The sequence below is a fragment of the Arthrobacter sp. RAF14 genome (assembly GCF_052114185.1).
GTDB lineage: Bacteria > Actinomycetota > Actinomycetes > Actinomycetales > Micrococcaceae > Arthrobacter_E.
In genome coordinates, this window is sequence record NZ_JBFREG010000002.1 from 161,426 (window position 1) to 187,328 (window position 25,903).

The window sequence follows — 25,903 nt, forward strand, 5'->3', positions numbered from 1 at the left end:
CTCCCCCGGCCCCGTGGATCGAAAGGATCATCATGCTTCGCTATGCAGACCGCCGTACCCTCGTCACGGGCGGCGGCTCCGGGATCGGCCAGGCCACCGTGCTGCGCATCCTCTCCGAAGGGGGTTCCGTGGTGGCCGCCGATGTGAGCGAGGCCGGACTGGCCGACACCGTCACCCGGGCCGGCGCCGACGCCGAGCGCCTGAAGACCGTCGTCATGAACATCGCCGACGAGACCTCCGTGAAGGAGGGTGTCGCAGCCGCCCTCGGCTTCCTGGGCGGCCTGGACGCCCTGGTCAACGCGGCGGGCATCCTCCGCTCGTCTCACACCGAGCAGACGACGCTGGAGTCGTTCGAACAGGTCATCCGCATCAACCTGGTGGGGACGTTCCTGGTGATCCGTGAAGCGGTCCCGGCCCTGAAGGAGGGCAACGGCGCCGCCGTCGTGAACTTCAGCTCCACCTCGGCGGGCTTCGCGCACCCCTATATGGCGGCCTACGCGGCCAGCAAGGGCGGCGTGCAGTCCATGACCCACGCCCTGGCCGCCGAGTACGCCAAGGCCGGCATCCGTTTCACCGCGGTCCAGCCGGGCTCCATCTCCTCCGGCATGACCGACGGGAGCGGCCAGAGCCGCCAGAGCACCGGCCCCGGCCTGCCCGACGACGCCGACATGAGCCTGTTCCTGAAGCTCGCCCCCGCACTGGGTCAGGGCTTCGCGGGCCCCGAGACCGTGGCCGGCGTGGTCGCGATGCTCGCCAGTGAGGACGGAGCCTTCATCACCGGCACCGAGATCCGGATCGACGGCGGCACCCACTTCTAGGACCTCCCCCGGGTCGCACCACCTTGCGTGCTCAGTTGTTGCGGGTGTTTTCCGGAAACACCCGCAACAACTGAGCACGCAACGAACTCGCGGTGTGCTCCAGGGAGGTCAGCGGCCCAGTGCGCGCCGTTCCCTGCGTGTCAGGGGCTGCTCGGATTCCACGGCGTGCCGGTGCAGATTGGTGGCTTTGACCACGAGGACCGCCACGAGCGTGGTCAGCGGAATCGCCAGCACCAGCCCGATCGAGCCGATCAGGGTCCTCACCACTTCTTCCGCCAGTTCGGCACTGGTGAGGGTGTCCAGGAAGAGCCGCTCGTAGAGCATCACGATGATCAGGACCGGCAGGGCGGCGCCCGCGTAGGCGAAGGCGATCGTGTAGACCGTGGAGGCGATGTGGTCCCGCCCGATCCGCATGGCCGAGGCGAACAGCTTGGGCGCCGAGGTCTCCGGCGAGAATTCGTACAGCTCCCACACCGCGGAGGCCTGCGTGATGGTCACATCGTTGAGCGCGCCCAGGCTGGCCACGATCAGCCCGCAGAGCACGACGCTCGAGATCGAAATCGTCCCGCTCGTGTTGACCAGGGTGGATGCCTCGTGGCTGCCGATGCCGAGGAGCTTGGCCGCATCGGTGGCCCACATCGCCAGACCGGCCGTGACGAGCAGGCCGAAGATCGTCCCGAGGAGCGCCGTGGACGTCCGGGCCGAGAAGCCGTGCGCGAAGTACAGCACCGCGATCAGGATCGCCGTGGACGCGGTGAGCGCCAGGGGCATGGCCGGTTTGCCGTCCACGAGCCCGGGCAGCAGGAAGAACGCCAGCACCAGATAGGCCACTCCCAGGCCGAGCAGCGCCCGGAATCCCCGCCAGCGTGCCACCAGGATCACCACGGCGGCGTACAACACGGCGAGGATCGCGATGGGTGCGGACCGGACGAAGTCCACGAACACATAGGACGGCGAATGGCCGGCCGAGGCTCCCTGGACCTGCGAGAGGTTGAGGTACCGGATGCCGTCGCCCGGGTGCACGGAGTCCGAGGCGGACACCTCCGGGTTGAACACCACCTGGACGGGAGAGCCACCGGCGTCGGGCTGGGTGACGGCCCAGAAGCAGGACGTGAGCCTGCTGGCCCCTGGCGACGACTGGCCTGAGCCGCCCTGACCTGCACCCTCCTGGCCCGAACCCTGTTGCGCGTCCGGCGAGTTCCCGGAGCAGGACCCCTTGGTCACGCTCATGACCTTGCCCGTGTCGAAGCTGACGCCGGGCGCGGTCGAGTACGGCGAACTCAGACGCAGGTCCTCATGCTTGCCCGAAGGCCACAGGAGCACCATGCCCAGCACCGTCAGCAAGGTGACCGGCACCAGGATGGCGGCCAGGATCCACCCCGCCCGGCGCCTGGCCGCCGCCGCTTCCGCGGACGGCGGCGCGGCGTCGTCGTGCGAGTGGCCCCCGCCGTGTGAATGTCCGGCTCCCATGGGCCCGCTCCGCTCTGTCGGTTCCGCCGTTACTTGTCGCTGACCACCAGGACGTCGGCGCCCAGCTGCCGGGCCCCGCCCGTCTCCAGGAGGGGCTCGACGGCGGCACGCAAGGCTGTCATCGAATCGTCCACTTCCAGCAGCACAGGGTGCTGGTAGGCGATGAGGGAGAGCAGGTCGCGGACCGCCTCGGCGGCGTCCTCGGGTTCCAGCGCGGGATCGTGGCCCAGGAACACCTCGGTGGCGCCCTCCGGGATCTCCTCCCCCGTCACCGGCGCGGCGTAGCTGATGGCGAACGCGCGGATCTTCCCCTTGCGGGTGGGCGAGACCGTGCTGCCGAAGGCCGACTCCGGCTTGGCCCGGAGCACGATCGCGCCGTGGGCGCCGGAGAGGTCATCGAGGAAGAGCCGCTGGACCGTGCCCAGGGACAGCTCGCCCGGATCGTCCCAGGAGTGCACCTCCCGGTAGTACCGGCCCACCAGCTGGGTCAGTTCCACCGAGCCCGTGGCGAGGTCCATGATGACGTCGCTGCCGGCGTCCTCCCCCTCGCCGTCGAAGACCGGGAGCTTCAGAGCGCCGGCGGAGACCTCCACCAGACGTGAGCGCTGGATGGTCTCCAAGCCGGCGGACTCCACGAACGCGGCGCCGTCCGTGCCCGCGGCCACCTTGGACCGGAGCGCGCGGACACCCGACGGGGACAGCTCGGCCTCCCGGCGCAGCATCACGAGCAGGCTGGACCCGATGCCGTGGCCGCGATGATCGCGGGCCACTTCGATGTAGGACCAGAGCCGTTCGCTGTGCAGTGCGGTCTCGTAGACCACGCCCGCGGCCACGGGGATGGACACACCGTCCACCACGTCCTCGGCCACGATGCACTGCCGCCAGGGCTCACCGGGTGCGGTGTCCCCGTCGATGCTGCCCACGGACGGCGCGAAGGAGGCCCGGAACTGCCCCGCCGCGGGGGAATCGGGATCCCCCCACAGCTGGAGCAGTTCCAGGTCATCGCCTTCCCGCCAGGGACGGTACTGGATGGTCATGCTAGGCGCCCAGCAGCTTTCCGGCCAGGTAGGCCTCCAGCTGGTCCAGGGAGACACGCTCCTGGCTCATGGTGTCGCGTTCGCGGATGGTCACGGCGTTGTCCTCGAGCGTGTCGAAGTCCACGGTGATGCAGAACGGCGTGCCGATCTCGTCCTGGCGGCGGTAGCGGCGGCCGATGGCGCCGGCGTCGTCGAAGTCGATGTTCCAGTGCTTGCGCAGCTTGTCGCCCAGTTCGCGGGCCAGCGGGGAGAGCTGCTCGTTGCGGGACAGCGGCAGCACGGCGGCCTTGACCGGCGCCAGGCGCGGGTCCAGCTTCAGGACGGTGCGCTTGTCCACGCCGCCCTTCGAGTTGGGGGCCTCGTCCTCGGTGTACGCGTCGGCCAGGAACGCCATCATGGAACGGGTCAGGCCGAAGGACGGCTCGATCACGTACGGGACGTACCGCTCGCCAGAGGCCTGGTCGAAGTAGGAGAGGTCCTGCTTCGAGTGCTCGATGTGGTTCTTGAGGTCGAAGTCGGTGCGGTTCGCCACACCCATGAGCTCGCCCCAGCCGGAACCGGCGAAGCCGAACTTGTACTCGATGTCGATGGTGCGGTCCGAGTAGTGGGCGCGCTCGCCGTCCGGGACGTCGAAGCGGCGCATGTTCTCCGGGTTGATGCCCAGGTCCACGAACCAGTTCCAGCAGGCCTCGACCCACTCGTCGAACGCGGCGGGAGCCTCCGCCGGGGGCGTGAAGTACTCGATCTCCATCTGCTCGAACTCGCGGGTGCGGAAGATGAAGTTGCCGGGCGTGATCTCGTTGCGGAACGCCTTGCCCACCTGGCCGATGCCGAACGGCGGCTTCTTGCGGGCGGCGGTCACCACATTGGCGAAGTTCACGAAGATGCCCTGGGCCGTCTCCGGGCGCAGGTAGTGCTTGCCGGACTCATCGTCGATGGGGCCCAGGTAGGTCTTCATGAGGCCCGAGAAGTTCTGGGGCTCGGTCCACTCGCCGCGCGTGCCGCAATCCGGGCAGACGATGTCGCCCATGCCGTTCTCCGGGGCACGGCCCTTCTTCTCCTCGTACGCCTCCAGGAGGTGGTCCTGGCGGTGGCGCTTGTGGCAGGAGAGACACTCGACCAGCGGGTCGGTGAAGGTCGCGACGTGACCGGAGGCCTCCCACACCTTGGAGGGCAGGATCACCGAGGAGTCCAGGCCCACCATGTCGGCACGGCCGCGGACGAAGGTCTGCCACCACTGACGCTTGATGTTCTCCTTGAGCTCGGCGCCGAGGGGGCCGTAGTCCCATGCGGAGCGCGATCCACCGTAGATCTCACCGGCCTGGAAAACGAATCCGCGCCGCTTGGCGAGGGAGATGACCGAATCGAGGGTGGACTTTGCTGCCATATGAACAACTCCAGGGGAAGCGGGCCGCTGGGTGCGGTCCGGGTGCGGATACTGCGGTAGATGTCCTGAAAGAGGACACACGATCTAGCCTACCGGGAGCACCATGGTGGGGCTCAATGTCTCCAGCGAGGCCTGCGCCACAGGGATTCCGTCCGGGCCGGGGACGAACACGCTCAGCCGGTGCCCTCGTTCCGCCGCCACGCAGAGGCGCGGCGCGCCGTCGTCGTCCGTCGCCCAGGCGAGGTGGCGCGGCCAGGAGCCGCCGCAGGGAATGGTCCGGAGCAGTCGCTCCTCTCCGTCCCCACGCCCGACGACGGCGAGCGTGTCGCTCCCGCGCACCCCCACCACGAGCGCCCGCTCACCGGAGCCGGGGTGGGCCGTGATCTCACTCGGAAAGGCCGCCTCCTGGCCGGGAGCCAACGCCACGGGCGATCCGATCAGGGCCCAGGACCCGTCCGGGGTGCGCCGTGCCCGGTGCAGTGCGGCGTCGAGTTCACCGACGATCCAGAGGTCCACGGTTCCGTCCTCGCCCTGCGGCTCCAGCAGCAGATGCCGCGGCCCCGTGCCGGGCGGGAGGTCGAGACCGCCCACGAGGTCCGGCACACCGTCGTCCTCGCCCAGCAAGTACTCGTCCACCCGGTCCCGGCCCAGATCCGCCACGACGAAGCGGTCCTCCCCCAGGGCGAGGGTCGAATGGGCGTGCGGGCCCTCCTGCCGGTCCGTCACCGGCCCGTTCCCCTCCTGTCCCACGGTCCAGAGCGGTTCCGCGCCCCACGGCCGGTCGAGCGGAAGGCCGGACACGGTCCCCGAACCGTAGTTGGACACCAGGAGGAGCCCTCCGACCGCGCCGAGGTGGCACGGGAACGACCCGCCGCTGCTCACCCGGGCCATCACCGCGAGCGTGTCGGGATCCAGCTCCACCACCTGGCCGGCGTCGAGCTCCTCCACCGCGAAAAGGCGGCCTTCAGACCCTCCGTCCAGCGAGGACCCGCCGTTCAGGAAGGAGCGGCGCAGGAAGGAGCGGTGCAGGAACGACGGGTTGCGCACGCCCGCACTGGTGGCGTGCACGGTCAGCTCGCCCGCCACCGGATCCACCGACACCCGCTGCACGCCGGGGCCCTGTCCGGAACCGTCCTCGGTGTAGCTGCCCAGATAGAGCTGGATGTTCATCGTTCCTCCGTGGGGTAAGGCATCATGGGGATATGACTTCTCCTGAACCGGCCGGCATGGACACCATCGAGATCCGGGATTCCATGATCCGTCTGGGACAGCTCCTCAAGCTGGCCTCCCTCGCCGATGACGGCGTGGAGGCCACCGAGCTGATCAAGAACGGGCTGGTCAAGGTCAATGGCGACATCGAGGACCGCCGGGGCCGTCAGCTGACGGCGGGCGATGTGGTGACCGTCAACGGCCAGAGCGTGCGCATCACCGCTGCGGGCTGAGGACCTCGAAGCCGAGGAATTCGGCGACGTGCCCCACTTCCTGAGGGCTGATGCCATGCCACACGCCGCTGTACTGCACCTTGGTGGCGCGGGCCTTGCCCAGCAGCCAGGCCGCGGTGAAGTCCACCTTGTCGCGGGTGATCACCGGGTCCTGTGGATCACGGCCCCAGAAGAACGGCGTGGCGCCGTCCAGCTCCGCGTCCCGGAACCATTCGGAGCCGCCTTCCACGGCGAACCCTGACAGTCCCACGATCGCCGCGAAGTCCTGCGGACGGCGCCGCCACATGCTGGTGGCCATCGCCATTCCCATGGAGAAGCCGAGCAGGCTCACAGAGCTGAAGTCCTCCTGGACCCCGTCCAGCCAGTCGAGGACGTACTCCGTCGCGGCTTTGACGGCGTCGAAGGAGTAGTCCAGGGAGCCGGTGAGCGGGAACCAGGTGAAGCCCGGACCCATGGCGAGCGGCGCGCGCACGCTCGCGACCACGAACTCCTCGGGGAGCTGATCCGCCAGGCCGAACAGATCGGCCTCATTCGCGCCGTAACCGTGCAGGAGCACCAGCAGGGGCCTGCCATGCCGCTGCTCTTCGGGGACTGACCAGAGGACGGTGGGCTCGGGGAAGGCGGGAGCGTCAGAAGTCATGGCTCGTATTCTGCCATCACAAACCGAACGGTCCCGCCGAAGAGGCGAGCGCCAGAACCAGGCCACCCGGAAGCTACGGTGGCGTAACCGGGCGGCCCAGGGGCATGATGGGAAGAATGAGCGACACCTCTCAGTTTTCATCCTCGCAGGCTCCCGAGCAGGGCGACCCCGGTCATCCGTGGACGCGGTACGTCGCCCTCGGCGATTCGTTCACGGAGGGGATCGGCGATCCCGAGCCTGCCAGTCCCGGCGGTCACCGTGGCTGGGCCGACCGCGTGGCGGAGGAACTGAGCGCCGGCCACCCCGACTTCGCCTACGCGAACCTCGCCATCCGGGGCCGTCTGCTGCAGCAGATCATCGACGAGCAGGTGGACCCCTGCCTGGACCTCAAACCGGACCTGATCACCATCTCCGCAGGCGGCAACGACCTGATCCGGCCGGGCGGCGATCCCGACGCCCTCGCCAACACGCTGGATGCCGCCGTCGAACGTCTGGCCTCCGACGGCGCCACGGTGGTCCTCTTCAACGGCCCGGACACGGTGTCCACGGTGCTCAGCCCGCTCCGCGGCAAAGTGGCCATCTACAACGAGAACCTGCGGACGGTGGCCGCGCGGCACGACGCCGTGATCGCGGACATGTGGTCCCTGCGCCAGCTGGCCGGCTGGCAGTACTGGGATCAGGACAGGCTGCACTTCTCGCCGCTCGGCCACCACACCATCGCCACCATGGTCCTGGACGCGCTGAACGTCCGGCACAATCTGGAACCGCTCTCCCCCAAGCCGCTGCCGGAGAAGACCTGGCGCACCGCCCGCACGGAGGACTTCCTCTGGGCCCGGGAGCACCTGTTCCCGTGGGTTCTGCGCCGTCTGCGCCACCAGTCCTCCGGCGACGGCATCCAGCCGAAGCGCCCCGTCCCCGGGCCGGTGTTCCTCCCGGGTCAGGAGCTCTGACTCAGGAGTTCTCCGCCGGCGCCGGTTTCCGGAACGCGTTCCTCATGTGATCGCTCGTGAGGAAGTCCCCGATGCCGATCATGATCAGGCTGAACACGATCTGCTCGGTCACCATCCAGAGCGGGTACAGCCCGGGAATGGCGGCCATGACCAGCGTGACCACGGGGAAGATCTGCGCGAAGAGCCGGAGCCGCTGGTACGCCCAGTACCAGCCCTTGGTCGCGCGCCACGCGAAATAGAACAGGGTGGCCGTCATGGCCAGCACCACCACGGTGCGCATCCACACGGCGAACGGCACGGGCTCGCCGCTGCTCGCCAGCACGAGTGCGACGACGACGGCCCCCACCCCCAGGACGAGCTCGACCACCAGGAGCCACAGCACCCAGGTGAAGGCGCGGCGCGTCTTCGGATGGAGCCGCTGATGCTCCTCGATGAGGACGCCTGCCTGGCGTCCTCCGGCGATGCGGTCCAGGCGGAGCAGAAGTGGTTCCAGAGCCATGTTCGGAGCCTACACCGGGCGACTCACCGCCCTCGGACGGTCTCCGTCCGAGACGAGCCTGCCCCTGTGCACGACGAACCTGCCCCTGTGCCCTCAGCCGATCCATCATCGCTGAGTCCGCTATCCAGGTGGTGAATCCGCTACCAGATGTAGCGGGTCGTCCCCAGGAGCGCGCCCAACTGGCCGGCCTCGGTGAGGAACCCGTCGTGCCCGATCTCCGAGGCGATCCGGTGCACCGCGACGTCGCCGGGCAGGGCTGCGGCGAGGGCCTCGGATTGGGACGGAAGATACAGCCGGTCCGACTCGACCGCAGCCACGAAGAACTCGACCGGGCTGTCCGCGAGGGCGGCCTCCACTCCCCCGCGGCCCCGGCCGACGTCGTGGCTCATGAGCGCCTCCGTCAGGGCGATGTAGCTGTTGGCGTCGAAGCGGCGGACCAGCTTGGAGCCCTGGTGGTCCAGGTAACTCTCCACCTGGTACCGGCCCCGCTCGGCGAGGGCCGACGCGCTGAGCGGCTCCTCGCCGTCCTGCGGTTTCCGGCTGAACCGGGCTTCCAGCTCCGCCTCACTGCGGTAGGAGATGTGCGCGATCCTGCGGGCCAGGGCCAGTCCGGCCTCCGGGGCCGGACCGCCGTAGTAGTCGCCGTCCCGGAAAGCCGGGTCCTGGCGGATGGCGAGGGTCTGGGCCTGGGCCAGCGCGATCTGCTCGGCCGTGCTGTGGGCGCCGACGGCGATCACGGCGCACTTGCGGACCCGGTCCGGGAATCCCGCAGCCCATTCCAGGGCCCGGGCGCCGCCCATGGAACCGCCGACCACCGCGAACCACTGACGGATCCCCAGCCGGTCTGCCAGCCGGGCCTCGGCCGCCGCGGCGTCGCGGAGCGTGATGAAGGGGAATCGCGAGCCCCACGGCTTGCCGTCCGGCGCGGGGCTCGACGGCCCGGTGCTCCCATTGCAGCCGCCGATGATGTTCACGGACACCACGAAGAACCGGTCCGTGTCGATAGCACGGCCCGGTCCCACCAGTCCGTCCCACCACCCTTCCTCGTCCGAATCGCCCTGCGCCACGTGGGCGCTTCCCGTGAGCGCATGCTGGATGAGGACGGCATTGCCGGCGTCCGGCGCCAGGGTTCCCCACGTCTCGTAGGCGAGAGTGACCTCCGGCAGCTTGCCACCGGCTTCGAGCTCCAGCGGCCCGACGACGGCGGTGCGCTGCACGCCGTGGCGTGCGCCGGCGTCGCGGTCCGGCTCATGGGCGGGGGCCTCCCGCACGGTGGACAGAGGACGGGATGCAGCGATGGTCATGGGGCCTCGTTTCCTGACGCTTGCCCGCACCGTCTGGTGCCGGGCCGAGTCTTCACCCGGGGCACCCCGCCGCAGGAGGAGGGTTGCCGGCCAGCGAACCGGGGTTTGGCACTGGCACTCGTGACTCTGGGACCAGTCTAAATGATGCGCTGGGACCGTTTCTGAAGATGACGTCTCATGAGACGGTTCCCCGCGATTTATGTTCGCCGGGAGGGCGCAGGAGGCCGCGCATTCCGAAGAATACGCGGCCCTGCAGATGTCCCGAGGGACTCAGACGGCAGCCTTGGCCGCCCGGAAGCCGGCGTCCAGGTCCGCCAGGATGTCATCGATGTGCTCGATGCCCACCGCGAGCCGGACCAGGCCCGGGGTGACGCCCGCGGCGCGCTGGCGCTCCTCGCTCAGCTGGGCGTGGGTGGTGGAGGCGGGGTGGATGACCAGGGAGCGCACGTCGCCCAGGTTGGCCACGTGGGAGTGGAGTTCCAGGGCGTCCACGAAGGCCTTGCCGGCCTCCAGCCCACCGGCGATCTCGAACGCCACCACGGCGCCGATGCCGTTCGGGCCATACTTGCGCCCCCGCTCGAACCACGGGCTGCTCGGCAGTCCCGCATAGGCGACGCGCTCGACGTCGTCGCGGGCCTCCAGGAATTCGGCCACCTTGAGCGCGTTCTCCACATGCCGCTCCACGCGCAGGCTGAGAGTCTCCAGACCCTGGGCGATGAGGAAGGCGTTGAACGGACTGACGGCGGATCCGAGGTCACGCAGCAGCTGCACACGCGCCTTGAGGATGTAGCTGAGGTTGGCGCCCAGAGCGCCGTCGGCGCCGAGATCCCGGGCGTAGACGAGGCCGTTGTAGCTTTCGTCCGGGGTGTTGAAGCCCGGGAACTTCTCCGGGTCCGCTCCGAAGTCGAACTTGCCGGAGTCGACGATCACGCCGGCGATCGCCGCTCCGTGGCCGCCCAGGTACTTGGTGGCGGAGTGCACCACGATGTCGGCGCCCCATTCGAGCGGCCGGATGAGGTACGGGGTGGCGAGGGTGTTGTCCACGATCAGCGGGACACCGGATTCGTGGGCCACGGAGGCGACGCCCTCGATGTCCAGGACGTCCTGCCGCGGGTTGGAGACCACCTCGGCGAAGAACAGCTTGGTGTTCGGCTGCACCGCGGCGCGCCAGTGGTCCAGGTTGTCCGGGTCCTCGACGAACGTGACCTGGATGCCGAACTTCTTCAGGGTGTTGGCCAGGAGGTTGTACGTGCCGCCGTACAGGCTGGGGCTGGCCACCACATGGTCGCCGGCCTCCGCGATGTTGAGGATCGCGAACGTCTCCGCGGCCTGACCCGAGCTGAGCAGCAGGGCGGCCAGGCCACCTTCGAGGCTGGCGATGCGCTGCTCCACGGCATCCTGGGTGGGATTTCCGATCCTGGTGTAGATGGGGGCCAGCTCCGCGAGCGCGAAGCGGTTGGCCGCACTCTCGGCACTCGGGAACACGAAGGACGTGGTCTGGTAGATCGGCAGGGCCCGTGCGCCCGTGGCGGCGTCCGGCTCCTGACCGACATGGATCTGGCGGGTTTCGAAGGACCAGTTGTTGGTCATGGCATTCCTTAGATTTCAAGGGCCAGGAACGGTCTCCCCCACCATCGCCGGCGTCAGCCTTCCCGGAAGGGAGGTAGACGGCGCCCACGGCCCGCGCTTGCGTGCCGGCGTGCATGCCGACCCGCCCGGTCTTCACCCGGGGCACCCCGCCGCGGACGGAGGGTTGCCGGCCAGCAAGCCGGGGCTCAGTGCTGGCACTCATGACCTGAGAATCAGGGTAAAGGGCCGGGAGCGGCGCGGGAAAGGCGTGCGTCACAGTACGTCCCGGAGCACGCTTCCCTCCGCCGGGATCCCCGCGAATGGGGAGGTCTGCCCATTCCCCTCCGCGGACCTGTGAGGTTGACTCTGAACCATCACTCACCTGCATCACCGAGGAGTTTCATCATGAGCACTCAGACAGACCACACACCACGTTTCGGCCGCCGCTTGCTGGCCGCTGTCACCACCGCCGGCCTCGCCGTCGCGGGCCTGCTGGCCTCGAGCGCTCCGGCATCCGCCGGACCGCTCGAACAGCACGGGCAGATCGTGAAACAGTGCGCGGGGATCAAGAAGAACACCTACGCGGTTCCGGGTACGACGGCGACGATTCAGTACTGGTACTCGAGCAACAACGGCGGCACGGCGTGCGCCATGCTGTACGACAACAAGGCCGGCAGCAGCAATCTGGGCCTCAACATCGCCACCAGCTCGGTGTACTCCTACGACCACGGGATCTACGAGTACTACGCCGGAGGAGTCCAGCTGACGAACATGAGAGGCAAGTGCGTCGGCATCGCCGCGAATGTGTACAACCGGGCGGGCGACCGGGTGCTCGGCTACCGCCACGTCACGGTCTGCAACTGAGCCGATGACTCTGCCGTGGCCAGAGCCGCGGCAGGTGCGTCGCCTCACCGCTGCGGCCCCTGGTCGCCCCTTCCGGCCATGCCCACCCAAGCCCGGAACCCGGGAAATCCGCACGGACTCCCGGAAAACCACTGCCGCCGAGTGACTTAGGTAACCCTAAGCTGAGTGCCTTGTCACAAAGTGCAAGGATGATGCCATGCGCATGGATCACGTTTCTTACGCTTGTGAACGCGATGGCCTACAGGCCACGGCGGAGCGCATTTCTGCCGCTCTTGGACTGCACGCGGTGCGCGGTGGGGTACACCCCCGTTTCGGCACCCGCAACATGATCTTCCCCCTGGCCGACCACAAATACCTTGAGGTCGTGGAAGTCCTGGACCACCCCGCATCGGACAAGGCGCCCTTCGGCCAAGCCGTCCGTGCGCGCTCCGCGATGGGCGGTGGGTGGATGGGCTGGTGCGTCGCCGTGGACGACCTGGCCCCCTTTGAATCACGTCTGGGCCGCGAAGCCGTCCCCGGGAACCGGAAGTTCCCCGACGGCCGCGAGCTCATCTGGAAGCAGATCGGCATCCTGGGTCTCCTCGCGGACCCGCAGGTGCCGTACATGCTCAAGTGGGAGGGTGACTCCACCCTCCATCCGTCGCTCGTGTACCCGAGTGACGTCCGGGTCTCCAGCCTCACCATCGCCGGTTCCGCGGAGCGCGTGACCGAATGGCTCGGCGAGGAAGTGGAGAACCCGCTGGAGGACGTCGCCGTGGAGTGGATCGCTCCGCACGGCACCCCCGGCATCATGTCCGTCACCTTCGAAACGGCCAAGGGTTCAGTGACCCTCTGAGTCCCACCGGCTCAGTCCGGGTTCAGGCCGCCGCTTCCGAATCTCTCGGAAGCGGCGGCCTCTTTCGTCTGACCCCCTGGTGCGGGCTGTCCATGCCGGGAGCCTTAACGTCACCACTCGCATCAGTACCATGGGTCCACAGGCGACGGTGCCATTTCCCGTACGGTCCGAACCGGCCGTGCCGGACAGCGGTGCCGCCGTGGACCCCGCCACCCCGCTCCGACGGGTGTGGCGTCATAGCCCAGAGGGAGGGCCATGAAGAAGAAATCACTCGCAGCCTTGCTCACCGCGCTGACCGTACTGGTCACGGCGTGCACCCCCGACGGCGGGAAGCCCGGACCGGCCCAGCCGTCTCCGACGCAGCGGTCCGTGCCGGCAGGGAACCCGGACCGTGATCAGGCCGAGGTGCGCCGCCGGCTGGCCGCCGTCGACCCGTGCGCCTTGCTCGACCCGCGCATCACCGCCGGTTTCGGCCTGCGGCCCCAGCTCGTCAGTTCCACCCCGTCCGACTGCCGGGTCCAGGACGACGGGGTGCAGGCCGTGATCTATCGGAACAGCAGCGCGTCCCAGCGGCATTGGCAGGACCGGGTCGAACTCGGCGGTGTGGTGGCGTACCGTTCCAGCCGGTCGACCGGTCGTTGCACGATCAGCCTGCCCGTCGATTTCGAGCACGCCATCACCCTGGCCCAGGACTCGCTGTCCGCCTACGACTGCACCCAGCCCGAGGCCTATGCCAAGTCCATCGCGCCGCGCCTGCGGGATGACCCGGCGTCGTTCGCCCGGAAGGATTCTCGCCCCGGCGTCGCCGTATGCGACGTGCTGGCCACGGCGCTCGGCGAACTGCCTCCGGGCGAGTCCGTGGCGCCCCGCAAGACCTTCGACAGCAACCTGAGTGAATGCGGTGTGTGGCGGGACGCCGCAGCTTCCCTCGGTGCGCCGGTCTACACCAGGAAGGCCCTCACCCTCGCTTACCGGCAGCCGCTGGCGCAGATGCGCACAGGCGGCGGATGGCAGGACGACGAGGTGCGGAAAATCGCCGGGACCGACGTCCTCTTCTGGAAGGACTCCGGGGCCGGATGCACGCTGCTCTGGGACGCCTGGCCGGAACAGACTCCCGTGGCTGACCGCGTGGTCCAGGCACAGGCCGAGGCCGCGGACTGCGACGGCGCTGTCTCGCTGGCGGAGAAGCTCATTCCCGCGCTCGCCAAAGCCACGCCGCAGGCTCCCGGCAAGTCCTCACTCGTGTACGCCGCGTCGGAGCCGGACGTCGCCGGCCTCGGCGCCTGCGCCCACGTGCAGGACCAGGATCTCCGGAAGTGCGCTCCCGCCACGGACGCCGCGGCGCCATCCGATCAGCGCCAGACCGTGGCTCACGGCGCCGCGGATGCGAACACCCTGTGCACCGCCGCGGCTCCCACGGTCCGCAAGCTCGCGGGATCGGGTCTGGAACCCGTCACGGTCGTCCCCCAGGGGTCCGGCGGGCTCAACGCCAGTGTGCTCCCTGTGCTGTGCGAATTCGTGGAACCGACTCACAGCCTGGTCGTCCGGGTCGGAGCGGTGGCCGCGCTACCCCTGAACAGCAAGCTGCTACTCACCGAAACCCGTTACGCCAAGGACACCGAACTCGCCGGGCATGCCGCGAAGACGACCAGCGGGGAAGCACTCCGGGGCGCTCCTGACACCCGGCGGACGGCCTTGGTCGCGGACACCACGGCGGACAAACCGGGCCTGCTCCTGATCGAGATGTCCGCCTTCCCGGACCGCGGCCAAAGCACCGGCACCGGCACCGGCACCACCTCACCGGCAGTGAGTGAACGGCTCAACGGCTTCGACGACCTGGCCACCACCCTGACCCGGGAGCTGCTGGGAGCGCGCTGACGGCGGCCACCCGGCATCGCGGTCGGACTGCGATGGCCGAGCAGGGCGGGGCGGCCGGGCAGGGCTCAGCCCAGCCCGATCGCCTTGCCGAACAGGTCGTAGCCCACGAACGCGCCCACATCCAGCAGGGCATGAGCCACCACGAGCGGCATCACCCGCCGCCACCTCAAGTACACCCAGCCGAACACGAGCCCCATCACCACGTTCCCCAGGAACGGCCCGAAACCCTGATACAGGTGGTAGCTGCCCCGCAGCAGGGAACTCGCCAGGACGATCCACCACGGCGACAGTCCCAGCTGACCCAGTCGACGGAACAGGTAGCCGACCACCAGGGTCTCCTCCAGGACGCCGTGCCGGATCCCGGAGAGCACCAGGACCGGCACCGTCCACCAGTGGGCGTCGAGCGCGGCCGGGATGATCGCCGTCGTGATGCCGAGCGCCCTGCCCACCGCATACAGGCCCAGGGTCCCGGCTCCCAGGGCGAAGGCGAGCCCGAGGCCCGTCCCGCCGTCGCGCACCGGACGCGCCAGATCGAAACCCATCCCGCGCCACGGCTTCCGCCCGGCTTCACCGTGCCAGGGCAGGAAGGTGGCGAGCAGGTAGAAGGCGAGCAGGACGGGCACCAGGGAGAACACGATGTCCAGGAGCTGGTACAGCAGGTCGAAAAGCTCCCGCTGATTCCGGGAGGGGTTCAGGGTGGACGTCGCAGAGGAGAGCGGGCCACGGCTGAGCTTGTCGGCCAGCTGCACCACCGAGTACACCGCGGACTGCCCCAGGGACAGCGCCAGCACCAGTGTGATCTCCCACCGGAGCCGCCGGCGTCGCGCGCCATCGGCCAGGGGTTCCCCATCCAGGGACGACGACGGCGCGGGCGGCTTCAGGCGTGGCATGTCACCACTGTAGTGACGCGCCGTGGACACGCGCACCCTTCGCCGGTCCCCGGGCTCCGGCATCCCCGGGGTGCGCCTAAGCTGGGCCTATGAGTGCGCCGCAGCAAATCATCATGATCCGGCACGGGCAGTCGGCGGCCAATGTGGACACCGGGATCTACAACCGGGTCCCGGACTACCGGATCCCGCTCACCGAGCTCGGAGTGGAGCAGGCCCGCCAGGCGGGTGAGAAGATCCGCCGCCAGCTGGACGGCCAGCAGGTCTGTGTCTATGTCTCCCCGTATCTGAGGGCGTACCAGACGCTGGAGGCCCTGGGGCTGGAGGACCTGACGGAGCGGGTGATCGAAGAGCCGCGGCTCCGGGAACAGGACTGGGCCAACTTCCAGATCGCCGGGGACATCGCGGACCAGAAGGAACTCCGGAACGCCTACGGGCACTTCTTCTACCGGTTCCGCGAGGGCGAGTCCGGCTCGGATGTCTACGACCGCATCTCCAGCTTCATGGAGACCCTGTACCGCCACTGGTCCAAGCCCAGCTACGCCCCGAACGCCCTGCTGGTGACGCACGGCCTGACCATGCGGCTGTTCTGCATGCGCTGGTTCCACTGGTCAGTGGAGTACTTCGAGTCCCTCAACAATCCGGGCAACGCGGAGATCCGCACGCTCATCCGCGAGGACCACGGCAAGTACCGCCTGGACACGCCGTTCAGCCAGTGGACACAGTGCGGCGAGGCGGCCACCGTGCTGGACGCGCCGCCCCTGCATTTCTGAGGCCGGACGCCGCGCCGCGGCGCGCTCCGGTCCCGGCGCACCAGTCCAGGTGCGCCTGTCCAGGCGCAACAGTCCTAGTGCGCCGAGTCCTCCTCGGGCGCGACCGGGGCGGCGTGGCGGTGGTCCGCGACACCCTCCCGGGCCACGAGCACCTTGGTGCCACGGTCCTGGAACGCCTTGAGGTCCTTGGCGGAGATCCCCTCGTCCGTGATGAGGTTGCGCATCTGGAAGCCGTGCATGGTGGCGAAGGCCCGCTTGCCGATCTTGGAGGAGTCGGCCAGGATGTAGCCCTCCAGCGCGCGCTTGGCCATCAGGGAGTTGACCTGGGCTTCTCCCTCATCGTTGATGGTCGGGCCGAGCACGGGGTCCACCCCGTTGACGCCGATGAACGCGATGTCCAGCGCCACCTTCTGCATGATGGTGTCCGTGAACGGGCCCACCAGTTCGTACGAGCGCGGATTCAGGATGCCGCCCGTGACCATGATCTTGATGTTGGGGCGCACGGCCAGCTGGGAGGCGATGTTGATCGCGTTGGTGACCACGGTCAGGGTGGGTCGATTGGACGGGGCGTTGAGGTCGTCCCGCGTCGCGAGGACCTGTGCCAGGGCGGTGCTCGTGGTTCCGCCGCCGAGGCCCACCACCATGTACGGCTCCACCAGGGAGGACGCGGCCAGGGCGATCTGCTGCTTCGCCTCGGCGTTGTCGTCCCGGTTGTAGCGGCCCGGCAGGTCATAGGAGACGGAGCCCGTGGTGGCGCCGCCCCGGGTACGGCTCAGGAGGCGCTGCTTCGCCAGGGAGTCCAGGTCACGGCGTGCCGTGGCGGGAGAGACACCCAGCTGGGTGACGATGTCCTCCACCTCGATCTGGCCGCGCTCCGCCAGGAGGTCGAGGATCGCCGTCAATCGGTCAGTCCGGTTCATGAAGTACGCTCCGCAGTGTTGAAGAGAGTCAGAAGCCGGGCCACTTCTGGAACCAGCGCGGCCCGCCCTGCCCCCAGGTATTTCCGGGAATCCACAATATCCGGATGAGCTTCAAGGTACTCGCGCACAGCCCGTGTGAAGAAACCGTTAAGGTGTGTCGAGACGTTGATCTTCGTCATGCCCGAACGGATCGCCGCCTGGATGTTCGCGTCGGAGACCCCCGACGAGCCGTGCAGCACCAGCGGAACCTCCAGCGCGGCGTGCAAGGCGGCGATGCGTTCCAGGTTCAGCTGGGCGTCCCTGCTGGTCATCGCGTGAGAGGATCCGACCGCCACCGCCAGGGCGTCGACCCCGGTGGCGGCGACGAAGTCCCGGGCCTCCTGGGGGTCGGTCAGGACGCCGGGGGCATGGGCTCCGTCCTTGCCGCCCACCTTGCCCAGCTCCGCCTCGACGTAGACGCCTGCGGCGTGCGCGTACTCCCGCACCCGCGCGGTCGAGGCGACGTTCTCCGCGTAGTCCAGATGCGCGCCGTCGTACATGATGGAGCCGAAGCCCAGGTCCACGGCCTGCCGGGCCAGATCCTCACTCTCGGCGTGATCCAGGTGGACGGCGATGTCCACCCCGGCGGAGCGCGCCGCGGACAGCGTCGCAAGAGCGAGCGGTTCCAGGCCGCGGTGGTACTTCGCGCAGTTCTCCGAGATCTGCAGGATGAGAGGCAGCCCGGCCTCCTCCGCCCCGGCGATCAGACCTTCCACGGTTTCCAGATGGATGACGTTGAAGGCTCCCTGACCGCTGCCCCGCCCGGTGGCGCGGTCCATGATGGTGCGGGTGCTGACCAGGCTCATGCAAGTTCCTCCAGGGTGATGATCAGGTGTTGTTCCAGTTCGGTGTGCCGGGGTGAGATCTCCCCCGCCCCGGGCATCAGGACCGCGGCGGCCGACCAGGAGGTGGCCCTCCGGAGCAGGCCCTCGGGGTCGGTGAGGCCCTCGGCGAGCGCCGTCGCCAGCGCCGAGACCGCGGCGTCCCCCGCCCCGGTCGGGTTCCCGCTCAGGGGTTCGGCGAGCCGGGCCCGCCAGCTGTGCCGGGGGTGGTCCGCGGAGAAGAGCCGCATGCCGTCGCTCCCGGAGCTCACGACGACGGTGCGGGCCCCCAGCTCCAGCAGCCGCAGCGCGGCGGCCGGCAGATCGTCCCCGCCGAACGCGTCGAGCAGTTCGTGATGATTGGGCTTGAGGATGTCGGCGCCCGCCCGGGCCGCGGCGAGGATGCCGGGTCCCGAGGTGTCGATGATGGCGGGGACGCCATGCTGATGGGCCAGCGTGACCAGGGCGGGGTAGAAGTCGGCGGGCGCGCCCGGCGGCAGGCTGCCGGAGCCCACCAGCACGGCGGCGTCCTGCAGCGAGTCGACGACGGCGGCCGCGAGCCGCTGCCAGTCGGCGGCGGCCAGTGGAAGGCCGCTCTCATTGAAGATGGTGGTGTCCCCCAGGGCCTCCTCGACGAAGGCCATGCTGCGCCGGGTCTCGGCTTCCACCGGGACCAGACGGTGCGGCACCCCGCTGGCCTCCAGCTCCGCGGCGAAGACCTCGCCCGTGGACCCTCCCACGGGGGCCACGGCCAGGGTGCGGCGGCCCTGCTGGTGCGCCACCCGGGAGACGTTGAGTCCCTTGCCGCCCGCGCGGGCCAGCGGCGGGGCCACCCGGTGGCTGGCGCCGTGCTCGATCCGTTCCAGGAAGTAACTGGTGTCCAGGGCGGGGTTCGGGGTCACGGTGACGACGCGTCCCGGCGTCGTCCGGTCTGCGGTGTTCCGTGTCAGCGGCGTGTCACTCACGGCAGCCGCACCTCCAGCAGCCGGGCGCGGGCCTTGAGCGCCGAGCCGAGCATGCCGGCGTCCTGGCCGAGGGCCGCCGCGCGGATCACGGGGCGGCGCTGGAAGTCGAGGGCGTGGTCCACGGCGTGGCGCAGCGGGTCCAGCAGGGCTTCCCCGGCGGCAGACAGGCCTCCCCCGATCACCACGGCTTCGGTCCCGAGGATCGAGACGCACTGGCAGATGCTGAAGGCCAGCGCCTCCACGGCCTGGTTCCAGATCCGGAGGGCTTCGGGCTCTCCGGTGAGGGCGCGTTCCAGGACCTCCCGTGCGCCGTCCACGGGGGTGCCGGTGAGGCGGACATAGCGCTTGGCGATCGCCCCGGCGCTGCCGACGGACTCGAGGATGACGCTGCCCTGCCCCTCGGGGTCCGGCACCATCGAATGGCCGATCTCCCCGGCGAATCCGCCGGCGGAGACGGCACGGCCTCCCGTGAAGATCGCGGCGGCGATGCCGGTGCCCACCACCATGACCATGGCGTCCTGGAACTCGCGCGCAGCGCCCAGCTCCATCTCGGCCGCCCCGGCACTGGAGACGTCGTGACCGAATGCCACCGGCATGCCGAGCAGGTGCTCCGCCCGCTCCCGGAACGGGAAGTTCCGCCAGCCCAGATTGGCCGAGTAGATGCCGATCCCGTGGGCCTCGTCCACTAGCCCGGGCACCGTGATGCCGACCGCTTCGAACGTCCCCACAGGGTACTGACGGCTGTATTCGCCGAACAGCTCGACGATCCGTTCCAGGATGGCCTCCCCCGGACGGTCCGGATCCAGCGGCGTCTTATGCCGTCGCAAGGCCAGCACGGAGCCCGCCGCGTTGACGACTCCGGACTTCATGTCCGTGCCGCCCACGTCGAAGGCGAGTACCCCTGCGTCCGCGAATCCCAGTGCCATGCTTCCTGCCCGTCCGTCCTCTGACCGTTCTGTCCTGCGCTGTCTTGCTGGTGAGGTCTGTCCTGCTGGTGAGGCGACGGCCCGCGCAGGGTGCTGCGCGGGCCGTGCGGCTCAGGCCTCGTCGAGGATGACCGACCGCGTGAGGTTACGCGGAAGATCCGGGTTCAGACCGCGGACCCGCGCGCGTTCCAGCGTCACGCGGTGCACCCGGGCCAGATCGGCCAGGGGGTGCAGGCCCGAGTTGATGTACAGCGCGCCGGTCTTGGCGACGTCGGCGGCCAGGCCGTCCGGTTCCTCACCGAAGAGCCAGGTGACACGGTTCGGCGCGGCGATGGAGATGGGACCGTGGCGGTACTCCATGCCCGGGTAGGACTCGGTCCAGCCCTGCACGGCCTCCCGCATCTTCAAGCCGGCCTCGTGGGCCAGGCCCACGGTCCAGCCGCGTCCGAGGAAGGTGAACTGTTCCGCGTCGAGGAGTTCCTGGTCCACGGGTGCGCTCACGGCGCCCTTCGCCTGCTCGATCGCCACGTCGAAGCTCTCGCCGAGGCTCGCCAGCAGGTACACCAGGGCGGTGGTCGCGAAACGGGTCTGCACCACGGACTGCTCGTCCGCGTACGGCAGGCCGATGACGACGTCGGCGAGATCCACGATCGGCGAGTTGATGTCGCCGATCAGGGCGATGGTCTTCACGGTGCCCTTGAGCTGAGCGAGGACTTCCAGCACTTCCGTGGTGGTGCCGGAGCGGGTGATGGCGACGACGGCGTCGTAGCCGCGCTCGGGACTGTTGCTGTTGAGGAAGGCCTCCGACGCCGCGAACGCGTCGGTCACGCCGTGGCCTGCCGCTTCGCGTGCGGCGGCGTAACTCTGGGCCATGAACCAGGACGTGCCACAGCCGATGACGGCGATCTTCTGGCCCTTGGCGGGCAGCAGCTCTTCCTCCCGGCTCTGTGCCTGCGCCTGCGCCCAGACCTGGGGCTGCGAGCTGAGTTCTTCGTCCATGTAGGCGCCGAGGACGGGTTCCGTCATCGTTGACTCCTTCTCTGTGGTGATCGTCTGAGGAGACGAACCCCGGTCCTTGAGTGGTAATCACGAACGAGTGATCAAACATGCTTGGACCAGGGTTCAATCAATCAGTTTTACGCTACTCCATGACCGGCCAAACGTCCACAGAACACGCATAACGTTTCGTCCGGCGCACACGAAAGAACGGGCACACCCCTTGCAACGCCTGGCATCGGCGGGCGCGTCGGCTTCCGATCCCACCCAAGGGTCCGGGCGGGCCGGTGGATCGGGCGGCCCCTGGCACCTGGGTGACGCGAGTGAGCGCAGCGCTCAGCACACCCGTCATTCTGCGGGAATGTAAGCACTCCGAGCGGAAATCAATCAAAACATGTCACATTGGGCTTGTGATCTGACCCACATTGAACAATAGTTACCAATACCGCACTTTTTCGCTCAGAGAGGAGCATCCCTTGAGGATTCACGGACCAACGCGGCGCGGCCTGGCCTGGTGCACGGCAGGGGCACTCGCACTACCCCTCGCCGGCCTGACCGGCGCCCTGCCCGCCTGGGGGTCGACGCCGTCGTCCGCCCCCGCGCAGCTCACCGCCTCCCCCGCCACCAAGACCAGACCTCCCACGCCGGGCAAGGATCAGGAGGTCCTGGTCACCGGGAAACTGGCCGCCATCGTCTCCACCACGTTCCCCCAGGTCATCAGCTACCTGGACCGGGACAGCGGCGGCACCCTCGCGGGCACGCGCCAGGCCGTCACCAGCGTGAAGATCAACGGCACGGATCAGGCCGTCAGCGTCACCTCCCGCAAGAGCAGTGACACCTCCATGACGTACACGCTCACGGCACCGGGGCTGCCCGGCGTCGCCCTGGATGCCTCGATCTCCCTGAGCCGCAATCAGGTGACCTTCCGGATCACGGACATCCGGGACACCGCGGAGAACAGGGTCTCCACCGTGGAGATCCCCGGGCTCAAGCTCGTCACCGTCTCCTCCGCGGAGCCCGGCGCCCAGCTGTCCACCACCCGGCTCTCCACCGACCGCAACGCCACCGGGGACACCTTCACCCCCATCACGGCCACCACCCTCACGGACGCCAAACCCAAGGGCTCGGCCTATGCGTTGGCAAGCACCGGGACGCTGGCGGCCGCCGTCGAGAGCAATTCCCTCTACGATGCCTCCTCCGGCCCGGCCAACCTCGACGGCAGCCGGTTCTTCAGCCAGGTCACCACCACGCCGGACGGCGGACGCGAGGCCTCCGTCGCCAGCGGAGCGTGGCTCCACCGGGCGGCCGGCTCCAGCACCACCGAGGAACTCCCCTGGGCGAAAGTCGCCATCACAGCCGACGCCAACGCCGACCGGCAGGTGGACTGGCAGGACGCCGCGATCGCCCTCCGCTCCATCGCCGTCCGCCCCAACAAGGGCGACCAGACCGCCGACAACGTCATCACCCACATCCCCTTCAACTTCGCCTCCCAGGCCACGCACCCCTTCCTCCGCACCCTGGACGACGTGAAGCGCATCTCCCTCGCCACGGACGGTCTGGGCCAGGTCGCCATGCTCAAGGGCTACACCTCCGAAGGCCACGACTCCGCCAACACGGACTACGGGAACAACTTCAACGAACGGGCCGGCGGGCTCAAGGACCTGAACACGCTGGCCTCCGAAAGCGCGAAGTGGAACGCCCACCTCGGCGTGCATGTCAACGCCACTGAGATCTACCCCGAGGCCAAATCCTTCAGCGAGGACCTCCTCAACGCGGACAAGAGCAAGGGCTGGAACTGGCTGGATCAGTCCTACGGGATCAACCAGCGCGCGGACGTCAACACCGGCAAGCTCGCCACCCGCATCAAGGAACTCCGCGACGCCACGGACAAGAACCTCGACTTCGTCTACGTGGACGTCTACTACTCGTACGGCTGGGTCGCCCAGAAGATCCAGGACGAACTCGTCAAAAACGGCTTCCGCGTCGGCTCCGAATGGGCCTACTCGCTGAACCGGAACAACACCTGGTCCCATTGGGCGAACGACGAGAAGTACGGCGGCACGGACAACAAGGGCATCAACTCCCAGATCCTCCGCTTCGTGAACAACAGCCAGGCCGACGTCTGGAACCCGGACGTCCGGCTCGGCGGCAGCCACATCGTCGAATTCGAAGGCTGGACCGGGCAGAACGACTACAACGCGTTCACCAAGAACGTCTGGGAGTCCAATCTGCCCACCAAGTTCCTGCAGCACCACGAGATCATGCGCTGGACCCCGGACCGCGTGGACCTCACCGACGGGGTTTCCGTCGCGGGAACCACGGCCGAGAACCGCACGATCACCGCGGACGGCGTCACGGTCCTCCAGGGCCGCGACTACCTGCTGCCCTGGTCCTCCAAGGACAACGGCAAGGCCGACAAGCTGTACCACTACAGCGCCGCTGGCGGCACCGGCACGTGGACCCTGGGCAAGGGCTTCTCCAACGCCCGCGAGCTGAGCGTCTACAAGCTCGGGGACAACGGCCGCACCCTCGTCACCACCGTCCCGGTGGTCGACGGGAAGGTCACGCTCACCGCCGAGGCGGGCCAGCCGTATGTCCTGGTGCCTCGCGGCAAGGCCACGCAGTTGCCGGCGAAGGCTCAGTTCGGTTCCGGGACACCGTTCCAGGACCCCGGATTCAACGGTGACGGCCTCGCCGCCTGGAATCCGCAGGGCGCCGTCCAGCATATCCGCGACGCCAAGGGCCGGCGCTACGCCGAACTCGGATCCGGAGCCTCCTCGATCTCGCAGAAACTGGGCCGGCTCGAGGCCGGGACCTACTCCGTGAGCGCCTGGGTGGAGATCGAACCCGGCAAGACCCGGGATACCCGCCTCACGGTGGACACGGGTCAGGGTAAAGCCCAGGAGTACTCACTGGACCGCTCCACCGCCCGCAACTACGTGGCCGGGGACGAGAAGAACGGCACCTCCTTCCAGCGCGTCCGGGTCCTGGTGGACGTCCCGCAGGGCGGACAGCCCACGGTGAAGCTCTCCGCGGGCGACGGCGACGCCAAGGTCCGGGTGGACGACTTCCGGGCCGTGAAGACCGTCCGCGCCCCCGGCGGCGGAGTGGTCCAGGAGGACTTTGAGAACGTGGACCAGGGGTGGTGGCCCTTCATCAAGGGCGACGCCGGCGGCTCCACGGACCCGCGCACTCACCTGAGCATCCGCAACGCGCCGTTCACGCAGAAGGGCTGGTACCAGAACGCCGTGGACAAGACCCTCAACGGGAACTTCTCACTGGTGGCACACGAAGAGAACGACGGCATGGTGTACCGGACCTCGGACTCCACCGTGAAGCTCACCCCCGGCCATCGCTACCGGGTGTCGTTCGACTACCAGAACTCCCTGGCCGGCCAGTACAGCTGGGTGTGGGGCTACGACGCCAAGTCGCCCGTGACGGTGGACAGCAAGCCGCTCCCGGCCCAGACGCAGACCACCCGTTTCGCCCAGGAGTTCACGGCCGGCGATTGCGGCCGCTACTTCACCGGTCTGAGCCGCACCGGCTCCGCGGACGGGGCGGACTTCGTCCTGGACGACTTCCTGATGGAGGACCTCGGTCCCGCCACGGAGGTCCCGGCCTGTGCCACCGTGTCCGGGGAACTCGGCGGCGACGTGCTTCAGCAGGGCAAGGCGAGTGACTTCACCACGGTCCTGCAGAACAACGAGCCCGCAGCCGTGAGCGACGTGTCCGTGAGCCTCCAGCTCCCCGAGGGCTGGACCGCCGAGGCGAAGACCCCCGCCACCGCGGGCAGCGTCGCCGCCGGCGCGAAGTTCACCACCACCTGGTCCGTGACGGCGCCCGGCAGCGCGGACGGCAACTACTCGATCGGCGTCACGGGAAGCTACCGGACCACCGTGGATCCGAAGGGTCCCCGCAGGACGAGCACCGCCGTCGCGGTCAAGACGCTGCCCAGGCCGCCCCAGGCGGACGTCTACGCGAGCGACCATGACTGGGTCAGCTCCAGCAACGGCTGGGGTCCCGTGGAGAGGGACAAGTCCAACGGGGAGCAGGGCGCCGGCGACGGCACCCCGATCACCCTCAACGGCGTCGTGTACCCGAAGGGCCTCGGCGCTCACGCCCCCTCGACGGTCAAGTACTTCCTGGGCGGCTACTGCACCCGGTTCACGGCTGACGTCGGGATCGACGACGTGCAGAAGAGCCGCGGCTCGGTCATCTTCAGCGTGGTGGCGGACGGCAAGGTCAAGACCGTCACCCCGGTGATGCGGCCCGATTCGGCGACCGCGAAGCTGGACGTCGACCTGACCGGGGCCCAGTACGTCGAGCTCGTGGCGGATCCCACCGCGGACGGCAACGGCAACGACCACGCCGACTGGGGAGCGGCCCGCTTCAGCTGCTCCGATCAGCGGCACGACGCGCCCGCCGTCGAGCTCTCCGGCACCGTCTACGCCTCCGACCTCCCCTGGGTGAGTGAAGCGAACGGCTGGGGCCCCGCCGAGCGGGACACCGCCAACGGCGAGGACAGCCCTGGCGACGGCCCCGCCCTGACCCTGGACGGGACCCGGTACGCCAAAGGCATCGGCGTCCACGCTGACTCGTCGGTGGTGATCGACGTGCAGAAGAAGTGCACGGCCTTCAACGCCCTGGTGGGAGTGGATGACAAGAAGCTCGGCAAGGGGCTGCAGGGCTCCGTGGTGTTCGTGGTGCTGGTGGACGGCGTGGAGAAATTCCGCAGTGCAGTCCTCAGCGCCCCTGATGCCGCGGCGCCGGTCACCGTGGACATCACGGGCGCCTCGCGGGTCGAGCTGAAGGCCCTGACCAACGGGGACGACGGCGGCGACGACTGGGGTGACTGGGCCAACGCCCGCTTCACCTGCTGACCC

General features: G+C 68.9%; 22 protein-coding genes and 2 riboswitches. Of the genes, 8 read left to right on the top strand and 14 right to left on the bottom strand.

Annotated features, from left to right (window positions below):
• Positions 1–32 precede the first annotated feature (32 nt).
• Positions 33–818: an SDR family NAD(P)-dependent oxidoreductase gene (locus AB4Y75_RS08405; RefSeq protein ID WP_441435418.1), complete on the top strand. Its 786-nt coding sequence runs from the start codon at positions 33–35 to the stop codon at positions 816–818.
• A 108-nt stretch (positions 819–926) separates the two neighbouring features.
• Here the strand turns inward: AB4Y75_RS08405 and AB4Y75_RS08410 are convergent, their stop codons facing one another.
• From AB4Y75_RS08410 to AB4Y75_RS08425, 4 genes are all read right to left on the bottom strand, one after another.
• Positions 927–2,288 (bottom strand): YibE/F family protein, encoded by a 1,362-nt coding sequence (locus AB4Y75_RS08410; protein ID WP_441435419.1) that lies wholly within the window; start codon positions 2,286–2,288, stop codon positions 927–929.
• 29 nt (positions 2,289–2,317) lie between these two features.
• Positions 2,318–3,325, bottom strand: coding sequence for a GNAT family N-acetyltransferase (locus AB4Y75_RS08415; protein ID WP_441435420.1), 1,008 nt, complete (start codon positions 3,323–3,325; stop codon positions 2,318–2,320).
• 1 nt (position 3,326) lies between these two features.
• Positions 3,327–4,712 carry a glycine--tRNA ligase gene (locus AB4Y75_RS08420; protein ID WP_441435421.1) on the bottom strand — a complete coding sequence of 462 codons (1,386 nt, stop codon included), beginning with the start codon at positions 4,710–4,712 and terminating at the stop codon, positions 3,327–3,329.
• Between the two features lie 84 nt (positions 4,713–4,796).
• Positions 4,797–5,882, bottom strand: a complete 1,086-nt coding sequence (locus tag AB4Y75_RS08425) for a lactonase family protein (RefSeq protein ID WP_441435422.1) — start codon at positions 5,880–5,882, stop codon at positions 4,797–4,799.
• Positions 5,883–5,914: 32 nt separating this feature from the next.
• Between AB4Y75_RS08425 and AB4Y75_RS08430 the strand changes: the two genes are divergently transcribed.
• Complete coding sequence (locus AB4Y75_RS08430; protein ID WP_441435423.1) at positions 5,915–6,154, top strand: RNA-binding S4 domain-containing protein; 240 nt, start codon at positions 5,915–5,917, stop codon at positions 6,152–6,154.
• Here AB4Y75_RS08430 and AB4Y75_RS08435 read toward each other — a convergent pair.
• Positions 6,138–6,794, bottom strand: a complete 657-nt coding sequence (locus AB4Y75_RS08435) for an alpha/beta hydrolase (protein WP_441435424.1) — start codon at positions 6,792–6,794, stop codon at positions 6,138–6,140. The two genes, AB4Y75_RS08430 and AB4Y75_RS08435, sit on opposite strands and share 17 nt — an antisense overlap.
• 116 nt (positions 6,795–6,910) lie before the next feature.
• On the opposite strand from AB4Y75_RS08435, the gene AB4Y75_RS08440 reads away from it, so the two are divergent.
• Positions 6,911–7,744 carry an SGNH/GDSL hydrolase family protein gene (locus AB4Y75_RS08440; RefSeq protein ID WP_441435425.1) on the top strand — a complete coding sequence of 278 codons (834 nt, stop codon included), beginning with the start codon at positions 6,911–6,913 and terminating at the stop codon, positions 7,742–7,744.
• A 1-nt stretch (position 7,745) separates the two neighbouring features.
• On the opposite strand, the gene AB4Y75_RS08445 is transcribed toward AB4Y75_RS08440, so the two are convergent.
• The 3 genes from AB4Y75_RS08445 to AB4Y75_RS08455 all read right to left on the bottom strand — a co-directional run bounded on the left by AB4Y75_RS08445 (position 7,746) and on the right by AB4Y75_RS08455 (position 11,137).
• Complete coding sequence (locus AB4Y75_RS08445) at positions 7,746–8,243, bottom strand: hypothetical protein (protein ID WP_441435426.1); 498 nt, start codon at positions 8,241–8,243, stop codon at positions 7,746–7,748.
• A gap of 140 nt (positions 8,244–8,383) precedes the next feature.
• The gene (metX, locus tag AB4Y75_RS08450; protein ID WP_441435427.1) at positions 8,384–9,547 is read right to left on the bottom strand and encodes a homoserine O-acetyltransferase MetX; all 1,164 of its coding nucleotides are present in this window, start codon (positions 9,545–9,547) and stop codon (positions 8,384–8,386) included.
• An 11-nt stretch (positions 9,548–9,558) separates the two neighbouring features.
• A riboswitch (SAM riboswitch) is annotated at positions 9,559–9,673 on the bottom strand.
• Between the two features lie 144 nt (positions 9,674–9,817).
• Positions 9,818–11,137, bottom strand: a complete 1,320-nt coding sequence (locus tag AB4Y75_RS08455) for a bifunctional o-acetylhomoserine/o-acetylserine sulfhydrylase (RefSeq protein ID WP_441435428.1) — start codon at positions 11,135–11,137, stop codon at positions 9,818–9,820.
• An 88-nt stretch (positions 11,138–11,225) separates the two neighbouring features.
• Positions 11,226–11,343: riboswitch (SAM riboswitch) on the bottom strand.
• Positions 11,344–11,521: 178 nt separating this feature from the next.
• On the opposite strand from AB4Y75_RS08455, the gene AB4Y75_RS08460 reads away from it, so the two are divergent.
• The 3 genes from AB4Y75_RS08460 to AB4Y75_RS08470 all read left to right on the top strand — a co-directional run bounded on the left by AB4Y75_RS08460 (position 11,522) and on the right by AB4Y75_RS08470 (position 14,693).
• Entirely contained in the window at positions 11,522–11,980 is a 459-nt protein-coding gene (locus tag AB4Y75_RS08460) for a hypothetical protein (protein ID WP_441435429.1), read from the top strand.
• Positions 11,981–12,176: 196 nt separating this feature from the next.
• A complete protein-coding gene (locus AB4Y75_RS08465; protein WP_441435430.1) occupies positions 12,177–12,815 on the top strand; it encodes a VOC family protein in 639 nt (212 codons plus the stop codon).
• Positions 12,816–13,070: 255 nt separating this feature from the next.
• The gene (locus AB4Y75_RS08470) at positions 13,071–14,693 is read left to right on the top strand and encodes a hypothetical protein (protein WP_441435431.1); all 1,623 of its coding nucleotides are present in this window, start codon (positions 13,071–13,073) and stop codon (positions 14,691–14,693) included.
• A gap of 65 nt (positions 14,694–14,758) precedes the next feature.
• On the opposite strand, the gene AB4Y75_RS08475 is transcribed toward AB4Y75_RS08470, so the two are convergent.
• The gene (locus AB4Y75_RS08475) at positions 14,759–15,583 is read right to left on the bottom strand and encodes a CPBP family intramembrane glutamic endopeptidase (RefSeq protein ID WP_441435432.1); all 825 of its coding nucleotides are present in this window, start codon (positions 15,581–15,583) and stop codon (positions 14,759–14,761) included.
• A gap of 89 nt (positions 15,584–15,672) precedes the next feature.
• Between AB4Y75_RS08475 and AB4Y75_RS08480 the strand changes: the two genes are divergently transcribed.
• Positions 15,673–16,353, top strand: coding sequence for a histidine phosphatase family protein (locus AB4Y75_RS08480; protein ID WP_441435433.1), 681 nt, complete (start codon positions 15,673–15,675; stop codon positions 16,351–16,353).
• Between the two features lie 74 nt (positions 16,354–16,427).
• Here the strand turns inward: AB4Y75_RS08480 and AB4Y75_RS08485 are convergent, their stop codons facing one another.
• The 5 genes from AB4Y75_RS08485 to AB4Y75_RS08505 form a co-directional block, all read right to left on the bottom strand.
• Positions 16,428–17,273, bottom strand: a complete 846-nt coding sequence (locus AB4Y75_RS08485) for a DeoR/GlpR family DNA-binding transcription regulator (RefSeq protein WP_441435434.1) — start codon at positions 17,271–17,273, stop codon at positions 16,428–16,430.
• Entirely contained in the window at positions 17,270–18,118 is an 849-nt protein-coding gene (locus AB4Y75_RS08490) for a class II fructose-bisphosphate aldolase (protein ID WP_441435435.1), read from the bottom strand. The genes AB4Y75_RS08485 and AB4Y75_RS08490 overlap by 4 nt, the downstream gene beginning before the upstream one ends.
• Complete coding sequence (locus tag AB4Y75_RS08495; RefSeq protein ID WP_441435436.1) at positions 18,115–19,098, bottom strand: 1-phosphofructokinase family hexose kinase; 984 nt, start codon at positions 19,096–19,098, stop codon at positions 18,115–18,117. Before AB4Y75_RS08495 ends, AB4Y75_RS08490 begins: the two co-directional genes overlap by 4 nt.
• Positions 19,095–20,024: an ROK family protein gene (locus AB4Y75_RS08500; RefSeq protein WP_441435437.1), complete on the bottom strand. Its 930-nt coding sequence runs from the start codon at positions 20,022–20,024 to the stop codon at positions 19,095–19,097. Before AB4Y75_RS08500 ends, AB4Y75_RS08495 begins: the two co-directional genes overlap by 4 nt.
• A gap of 111 nt (positions 20,025–20,135) precedes the next feature.
• Positions 20,136–21,050, bottom strand: coding sequence for an SIS domain-containing protein (locus AB4Y75_RS08505; RefSeq protein ID WP_441435438.1), 915 nt, complete (start codon positions 21,048–21,050; stop codon positions 20,136–20,138).
• Between the two features lie 446 nt (positions 21,051–21,496).
• Between AB4Y75_RS08505 and AB4Y75_RS08510 the strand changes: the two genes are divergently transcribed.
• A complete protein-coding gene (locus AB4Y75_RS08510; protein WP_441435439.1) occupies positions 21,497–25,900 on the top strand; it encodes an endo-alpha-N-acetylgalactosaminidase family protein in 4,404 nt (1,467 codons plus the stop codon).
• Positions 25,901–25,903: the final 3 nt, after the last annotated feature.